General features: G+C 64.5%; 5 protein-coding genes and 1 pseudogene. 5 read left to right on the top strand and 1 reads right to left on the bottom strand.

All coding sequences use genetic code 11. The features are described 5' to 3' along the window. Positions 1 to 1,886: pseudogene (locus ACWD3D_RS29185) on the bottom strand (thioredoxin domain-containing protein); the annotation flags it as partial. Positions 1,887 to 1,955: 69 nt separating this feature from the next. Here ACWD3D_RS29185 and ACWD3D_RS29180 point away from each other — a divergent pair. The 5 genes from ACWD3D_RS29180 to ACWD3D_RS29160 all read left to right on the top strand — a co-directional run bounded on the left by ACWD3D_RS29180 (position 1,956) and on the right by ACWD3D_RS29160 (position 8,104). Next, the gene (locus ACWD3D_RS29180) at positions 1,956 to 3,599 is read left to right on the top strand and encodes a recombinase family protein (protein WP_451463769.1); all 1,644 of its coding nucleotides are present in this window, start codon (positions 1,956 to 1,958) and stop codon (positions 3,597 to 3,599) included. An 882-nt stretch (positions 3,600 to 4,481) separates the two neighbouring features. Next, entirely contained in the window at positions 4,482 to 4,835 is a 354-nt protein-coding gene (locus ACWD3D_RS29175; RefSeq protein WP_451463768.1) for a hypothetical protein, read from the top strand. Between the two features lie 429 nt (positions 4,836 to 5,264). Further along, complete coding sequence (locus tag ACWD3D_RS29170; protein WP_451463767.1) at positions 5,265 to 5,960, top strand: hypothetical protein; 696 nt, start codon at positions 5,265 to 5,267, stop codon at positions 5,958 to 5,960. 79 nt (positions 5,961 to 6,039) lie between these two features. Next, entirely contained in the window at positions 6,040 to 7,263 is a 1,224-nt protein-coding gene (locus tag ACWD3D_RS29165) for an MAB_1171c family putative transporter (RefSeq protein ID WP_451463766.1), read from the top strand. Between the two features lie 214 nt (positions 7,264 to 7,477). Continuing rightward, a complete protein-coding gene (locus ACWD3D_RS29160; RefSeq protein ID WP_451463765.1) occupies positions 7,478 to 8,104 on the top strand; it encodes an HAD-IA family hydrolase in 627 nt (208 codons plus the stop codon). The last annotated feature ends 139 nt before the right edge of the window (positions 8,105 to 8,243 follow it).

The following is an 8,243-nucleotide window of genomic DNA, read 5'->3' as shown; positions in this document are numbered from 1 at the left end:
ACGAACCACGGGCGCGCCCTGTCGAGCCGTCCGGCCGCGAGGGCCGCCATGGCTCCGGCGCCCAGCTCCCAGGCCCGTGCGGGGGTGCTGAAGTAACACTTCGAGTGCGCCCTCGGCCGCCGTACGGTGCGGCTCGGAACCGGTGTGCGCCGCATACGACAGGAGCGCCCCGGCCGCCGCCGTCCAGCCGGACGGGGTGGCGTTGTCGGTGGGGTCCTGCGGGCGGCGGATCAGCTTCTCCGCGTCGTCCGCGGTGTCGTACAGCTGACCGCCCTCCCCCGCGAACCGGGTCAGCACCACGTCGAGCAGCAGCCCCGCGAATTCCAGCCAGACCCCCTCGCCGGTGACCGACGCCAGTGCGAGGAACCCCTCGGCGACGTCCGCGTAGTCCTCCAGCACCCCGCTGTTCCCACCGGCCCGCCCCGCCATGGAGGTCCGGCAGAGCCGGCCGTTCTCGCCCAGGTGGACGCGTACCAGCAGGTCGGCGGCCTCCGTGGCCCGCTCCACCAGGTCGGGCCGGTCGAAGTACGCGCCCGCCTCGGCCAGCGCCGCGACGGCCAGGCCGTTCCAGGCGGCGACCACCTTGTCGTCCCGCCCCGGACGGGGCCGCAGCTCACGGGCGGCGAGCAACCGGGCCCGCACGGAGGCGATCCGCTCGGCGTCGGGGTCGGGGTCGGGGTCGGAGGAGTCCTCGTCCGCCTGCGCCCCCGCCGTTGCCGCTGTACCCGCTGTACCCGCTGTACCCGCGTCGAGCCTGAGCACCGAGGACCCCTCCTCGAAGGTGCCCTCCTCGGTCACCCCGAAGCGGGCGGCGGCGAACGCCCCGTCCTCCTCGCCGAGCACCTCGGTCAGCTGTGCGGGCGTCCACACGTAGAACGCGCCCTCCACGTGCCGGCCCTCGGCGTCCTCGCTGTCGGCGTCCAGCGCGGAGGCGAAACCCCCCTCGGTGGTCCGCAGTTCGCGGACCAGGAAGTCGGCCGTCTCCAGCGCCACCCGGCGGGCCAGGTCCGACCCGGTCGACCGCCACAGGTGCGCGTACACCCGGCAGAGCAGCGCGTTGTCGTAGAGCATCTTCTCGAAGTGCGGCACCGTCCACTCCCGGTCCACCGCGTACCGGGCGAACCCGCCGCCGAGCTGGTCGTAGATGCCACCCATGGCCATCGCCGCGCAGCTGTCCGCTGCCATCTGCAGGGCGCCCTCGGAGCCGGTACGGGCGTGGTGCCGCAGCAGGAACTCGATCGCCATCGACGGCGGGAACTTCGGCGCGCCACCGAACCCGCCGTGCGTGTCGTCGTAGTCCCGGGTCAGCCCCAGCAGCGCCCGCCCCAGGTCGGCCTCGTCCGGCACGCCCTGCCCGCCGTGCGCCAGCGACCGTTTGGCCAGGTCGGCCACGATGTGCCCGGCGACCTCGGCGACCTCACCGCGCCGGTCGGTCCACGCCGCGGTCACGCCCTCCAGCACCTGTCGGAAGGACGCCATGCCGTGCCGGGGTTCGGGCGGGAAGTACGTACCGAAGTAGAAGGGTTCGGCGTCCGCCGTCAGGAACACGGTCATCGGCCACCCACCCTGCCCGGTCGCCGCCTGCACCGCCTCCATGTACACGGCGTCGACGTCCGGCCGCTCCTCCCGGTCCACCTTCACCGGGACGAAGTGCTCGTTGAGGTAGGCGGCGAGCGCCTCGTCCTCGAAGGACTCGTACGCCATGACGTGGCACCAGTAAATTATCAGAACCATAAGTGACAGGACGCATAGCCCACACTCAAGAGGATGGGCACGTCCCGTCGCTTAGATTCCGTCATCGCCTCCTCTCCCCATGGCCACCAGTCCACTGGATTGGAGGCGTGCTGGAGTAGGTAGGGCGACTGTGCGTTAGCCAGTCTGTTCATACCGGCATCGTTGCACGATCCGGAACGTCCGGCCTCGACATCCAACGGGGTCGAGACAGGAGTCATAAGATGTACACAGCAACTAACCATGAGGTTGTCGCGCTGGCCTCGCCAGACGAAGCGGGCCCCAGTGATCTAGAGCTGAGGGGCAGACCGGCTGGCCTCGCCCTTCCGGACGAGCTCGCCCTCCTCCACCCCGACACACCCTTCTTGATCGCGTATTCCCGCATCTCCGACGACTGGCGCAAGCACAACAAGAAGAGGGCCGCGAGGTCCGCGTGGTCGGCAGGCAAGGGAGTGGCCAACCAGCATCGTCGCAACGACAAGTACGCGGCACGCCACCATGCAGTGATCGTTCACCGGTACACCGACAACGATCTGTCAGCCTCAAAGCGCAACGTGGTGCGGCCAGACTTCCAAGCGATGCTTCGGGATCTCAGGCGGGGGCACACCCCGGAGGGCTATCCGGTCCACGGGGTCATCTGCGTTGACCAAGACCGCGTCCAGCGCACGGACCGGGACTGGGAAGACTTCGTCGAGGCCATCACGCTCGAACCGAGCCGGCGCTTCTACACCCCGTCTGGGCCGATGGATCTCACCGAGGAAGGCGAGATCATCAAGACGGGCATCATGGCAGTGGTCAACAAGGCCGAGGCGATGAAGAAGAAGCGTCGGATCCGCGACTGGCACCAGGACCGAATACTGGATGGACTGCCCCACAGTGGCCCTCGGCCGTTCGGCTGGGAGGAGGACCGGGAGACGCTTCGTCCGACCGAGTCAGACTTTTTGGCGTGGTCGATCGACCAGCGCATCAATGGGAAAGCAGTGAGGGTCCTTTGCGAAGAGGCAAAGCGGCAAGGTTTGACTGGAACTCGCGGCGGGAAAATCGTACCGCAGACGCTCACACAAATGATGACCGCTCCGCGCGTATGCGGGTATCGCGCGAACCGTGGCGAACTTTGCCTCGATGACGACGGCTCGCCAATTGTGGGGAAATGGGAAACCATTACTACGCCAGAGAAGTGGCAGGCGGTGTGCGCCACCTTCGGAAAGGGAAGCACCTACCTTGCCCGCGGCTCTGGCACGCCGAGAATTACCGGCATCCCGAAGACCATCAAGTACTTGGGCTCAACACTGCTTCGCTGCCAGTACCGAATAGAGGAAGAGATCAATGGCGCGGTGAAGACGCGCGTTTGCAACGGGCCCATGGGCGGAACGAAGACAAGCAGCAGGCGCAGCCCGTACGTCTACACGTGCACAAGCTGCTCGCGCAACTCGATCTCGGGCCCAATGGTCGACAGGCAGCTCCAGCGTCTGGTGCTGGCGAAGCTGAAAAGCGCGCAGTCAACTTTTATTGCAATCAGGGCCACGTGGCCCGACGAAAAGAAACTCCAGCAGAAGGCGGACAAGCTCGCCGGACTGGAGATCAAATGGCAGGACGATGAAATCCCTGCTGACATGTTCTACCGCCTGGCCATTCCATTGGAGAAGGAGATCAAGAAGCTTCGTCGCGAGCGAGCCAAATTCGAGTTGACCGCACAGACGCAGAATGAGGCACCTAACGACGTCGCCCAAAAATGGGTTGCAGGCGAGTACGACCTTTCACAGAAGCGCAAGGTACTCTTCGAGATTTTCGCGGCTGTACAAGTTCGGCCCGGAAAGAAGGGAACTAAGACGCCGAACCCCGAGAGAATCACCCCAGTGTGGAAGTAGAAGTTTTTGCGTCGACGGCGCCTTCTCCGCGATGGACCTACTGTGGCATGGACTGATTGGACTGGCACGCGACGGACCCGGATGCCCTCTCCACCGTGAATCGGCGTGCGGCGGGCGTGAAGCGGTCCCCGGCGACATGGCCGGGGACCGCTTCTACATAACTGCACCTTCCGCCCTGCGGCTCGAAAGAGCCGGGGTCGGTGGCGACGGCTCAGGCGAGCGTGTCCTCCACCTTGATGTTGCCGCGCTGGACGACCCACCTCTGGATGGCGGACTGGGTCTGGCACTCTGCCCTCGTCTCGTTTCTAGCGCGGCAACCGTGGAGTCGGCTCAGCACCGTGCGCCCCCTGCCCCGCACAGGCGCTTGACGTTGGACCAGGACAGTCTTCCGGCCGGAATCGGGGTGGGTGGACCGACCGTTGCCGCTCCCTGGCGGGGATCGGAACGCGGACAAGCCCGGCAGTGCCGCATCACGTCAAGGGCCGCTCGTCGGATGCTCCTTCGAGCACGGCGGCCGGCCCCACTCTGTGCGCTGGGGCGCCGCCTTCCGGGCGTGAAGTGCCCTGGGTACCACCGGCCCTGTGGGGGTCCCTCGTGCGAAGTAGCGTGCGGTTTCTGTGTTCTTGGGTGGACAGAGATGTTTTTGGGACCTCCGATCCCACCGGGCGGGCAGTCCAACGCCTTCGCGCCGACCGGATGGGCCGCCGGGAGTGCTTGAGCCGGGGCGGTCAGGACGAACGGGGCCACGACCGCGGTTCCGGTCAGAGCGAGAGCGGCGGGCCTGGTTGCCGGCCTCCACAGGGCGGCCGGTTTGGACCAACCAACAACTCTGAAAGCCCATAGAGGGCCGAAAGTTGGAAAGGGAGCAAAATGAAGCGATTCATGCAGAAGGCAGCGGCGTTCTCCGCTGTGGCCGCGGCGAGCCTGGGTACGGGCGTCCTGTCGGCACCGGCGGCGCAGGCCGCGCCGCCGATCTGTCCGCTGGTCGTCGCGGTCTGTACCTGGACGGAGCCGGGCTTCGAGGGAAACCTGCGGCTCCTGTTCGATGGCGAAGGTCTACTCATGCCGCCCGTGCGGAGCGCGGTGAACCAGGATGTCCAGGCCTGGTGCTTCTACGAGAGGCCGTACTTCGACAACCGGGGGGAGATGCGTGAGGTCAGCGTGGGCGAACAGGTGAACGACTTCGGCTTCGAGGCCCGCTCCGCCACTCAGGGGCAGTGCCAGTACGACAGCTGAGACCGCTTCGTCCGTCACGCCGCACACGATGAACAGCGCCCCCTTCCCGGCACTTCGAATGCCGGGGAGGGGGCGCTGTCCTGACCGCGGCTTTGAGTTCGCGGCCGGGCCGCCGTCGACCGTTTCCGCCTCCCGAGGGAGTCGTCACCGGCCAAACCCTGGCGACAAACATTCAAGATCGTTTGTTAGAGGTCACTGGTTCGAGCCGCCCGACCAGCGGGCGGGGAACCCGGATCCGGCCCAGACCTCGATCATCTGCGGGCGTCACCCCGCCGGCCTGGGAGTGATCAGTAAAGCCATCCGAGCGACGGCCGCCTTCAAAGATCATTTAGGGCACGGTCGCCCAATTCTGATCATGAAATGGCCCGTTCGCGTGACATTCACAACATGGCCAGTCCGGGCATATCGCACTTCTCCACACTTCCCTCCTTGTACGATCAGTTGTGGATACGGCCGCCGATCGACCGGCCCTACACACCCGGAGCCCAACAATCTCCTGACTACCAGCGCCTCGCGCACGAGTATCGGGGCGAGACTGGCGACGAACACCAGCATTCCAGTGGAGCGAATATGCGTTGGCGTAGAGACCCCTCACAGCGCGCACTCGTGAAGGAATGCGAGAGACTTCTCGCCGACCTCCCCACACCCGCTCCTTTCAGCGTTGAGGCGCTGGTGCGCAATATGGAGCGAGCCTTGTCTCGACAGATACGGCTAGTGCCGCTGGATGACCCCAATGGAGGGCTGGGTTCGGCATGTGGCCTACGGGTCAAAGCGCCGGAATTTACACTAATTCTCTACCGCCGTCGTTCGAGTCGAAATCAAACTGAACACATCATTCTGCACGAGCTGGCGCACGAATGGCTTGATCATGGGACCACTCTGACGCCCATCGAGATAGAACGCTACGTTCCTGAGCGCATTCGCCGGGAAGTCATCCGCCGATTTCCTTCAGCCGTGGTTCAGGGGCGCGTGGATTTCGACAGCCCAGAGGAGAAGCAAGCTGAACTCTCGGCCTCACTGATCAAGCGGCTGGCGCGCCGTCAATCGATCGCGGGCGATGACATGGTCAGCCTTTTGGAATCTTCTCTTGCGCACCCTGTTGCTCCGCCACGGCGCAGACGATAGTCCAACCAATCACGATTAATGCTGCGGCCAGCCGACCTTCGGGCGGGCAAGCCCGGCCCGCCCAGTTAGCCACGGTTCAATGTCCGACTACTTCAAGTACCTGACCGCGCTAGTGATCACCGCTATTGCCGTCTGGCGATTCCCCGCAGTTCGCTACGGTGACTTTCACCGCCGGGCACTCTGGGGCGGATATGCCGGATTTGCTGTAGCCCTGTGGCTCTACACGCCAGCGGTAATGTCAGCTTCGGATCGAATCCCCGTGGTCGACTTGGACGCCCTGCTGAGACACTTCGCCAGCACTGCGGCGACCATCGCGGCCCTGACCTACGTAGCCACCAGTTACGGGAAGAGCACGAAGGCAGTCGCGCCCCGCCATGTAGTGGTCTCCCGCTGGATCGCCCGCGTGTCCCCTGCGGCGGGGGCAGTAGGCGTAATTCTGCTCACGGTTCTATTTTTCTCCGTCGTGGAGCGTAAAGAGCAGAGCCAAGACTTCCTCATCGACCACGCAGGCCAATGGGGCGTGGCGATCTACATGACCGTCTTCTATTTCTTTCCGCTGGTCACAGCCACGGTGTGCGGTTACCAGTGGACACGGGCAGCGCGGCAGGCGGAAAGCACGAGCATGCGCATCGGGCTGGGCTTGATGGCAATCGCGATGTGGATGGGCCTAGTTCATTCACTGGCCCGTATCGGCCTCATGTGGATCGCAGTAGCATTCCCCTTGGACCGCTCCACGGTGCGGGTAGTCGTGGACACTGAATCAATATGGATGGACCTTCTCTTCCTGATCGTCGCCGCTGGAGCAAGTATTCCTACCACTCGCGCGGCAGCGATCCGATGGAGGACATGGCGCACCCTGAACAGGATCTACCCGCTTTGGTTCGATCTGGTCGACGCGTTTCCTGGAACGAGCCTCTATCCTCCCGGGAGGCGGATTACAGAACTCGTTCTCATACGTGTGCCCATCGACGTCCGTCTTGATCGGTGGACCCAAGACATCGCTGACGCCTGCGAGCGCCTGCGTTACTACGCTCCACGGGAGCTCATATTCGCCGCAGAGGACGCCACTTCCTCTCATCCTGACCCGGAGCCAGCCGCAGAGGCGTATTGGGTTAAGGCGGCACTCAAAACCGTTGACACTGAACCATCAAGCATCGAGGCCCCCACCCCTCTGCGCGAGAAACCATTCGTCGATACCGATGGCGAGGCGGCCTGGCTAGCGCGCGTCAGCACAGCTTATTCGAGCGTTACCGAGATTCAGGCACAGGAACTTCTCGCGTACGCGGCAAGGGTGGAGTTCTAAACGGTTCGACGGCCATAGCGGACGAGTGACATTCGGCACCCTCCGCCACGTAAACTGATTTGGTACGGTGAACTGGGCGGGCATAGACCTTCCGCCCACCTGCGCACCCTGGCCTACGACATACGGCAAATGTCCTCACCATAAGTAGCCGGGGCTGGACACTGTCCTATCTGGGTCGATGTCCGAATCTCAGCAAATCAATGGGAGTTCCTGCATGTCCAACCGCACTGGTCTCATCCTCGATTTCGGCGGAGTGCTCACCACACCCCTGCTGCCCGCAGTGCTCGCGTTCGAGCAGCGCGAGGGCCTTCCGCAGGGTGCCTGCCTCTCGGCGCTGTACAAGGACGAGAAGGGTGTCGAGATCACCAGCGCCCTTGAGCGCGGAGCGGTCTCCCAGACGGAGTGGAATCTCTTCGCGGGCACGATGCTGGGCGTCTCCCCGGACGGTCTGATGGGCCGCATCTTCGGCGACCTTCGCCCCGAGCCGCTGCTAATCAACGCAGCTGCGGCGGCACGGCGCGCGGGGGTCAAGGTCGGCATCCTGTCCAACTCGGTCGGACTCACCCCGTGGGATCTCTACGCCGGTTATGACCTTGAACAGCTGTACGACGTCGTGGTGATATCCGAGCAGCATCTGATGCGCAAGCCTGACCAGGAGCTCTTCGAGATCACGCTCAAGCTCATGGGCCTGCCGGCGAGCGAGTGCATCTTCGTCGACGACACCGAGGCGTACGTACGGGCCGCCGAGCAGCTGGGCCTCGCGGGGGTGCACAACCAAGACCCCAAGCAGACGGTAGCCACTCTCTCCGACCTGCTCGGCGTAGATCTCACCGCCTCGTAGACCGAAGTCTCGGAGTCTCAGCGTCAGAAACAGCGAAGGGACTGCGGCGTTACCCCCTACCCACCTACCTCCAGTACGTGGACGCGAACTCGGCGACGATCTCCGGCGTACGGACGCTCCCGATGGTCGTCGGTCTGCT

Source organism: Streptomyces sp. NPDC002690 (assembly GCF_053592415.1).
Note: the sequence above shows the minus strand (reverse complement) of the source record. Positions and strands in the feature narration are given on the sequence as shown.

Excerpts from the sequence above, each read along its gene's own strand:
- ACWD3D_RS29160 (WP_451463765.1), top strand. The coding sequence starts at position 7,478 with ATGTCCAACCGCACTGGTCTCATCCTCGATTTCGGCGGAGTGCTCACC.
- ACWD3D_RS29175 (WP_451463768.1), top strand. The coding sequence starts at position 4,482 with ATGCAGAAGGCAGCGGCGTTCTCCGCTGTGGCCGCGGCGAGCCTGGGT.
- ACWD3D_RS29165 (WP_451463766.1), top strand. The coding sequence starts at position 6,040 with ATGTCCGACTACTTCAAGTACCTGACCGCGCTAGTGATCACCGCTATT.
- ACWD3D_RS29180 (WP_451463769.1), top strand. The coding sequence starts at position 1,956 with ATGTACACAGCAACTAACCATGAGGTTGTCGCGCTGGCCTCGCCAGAC.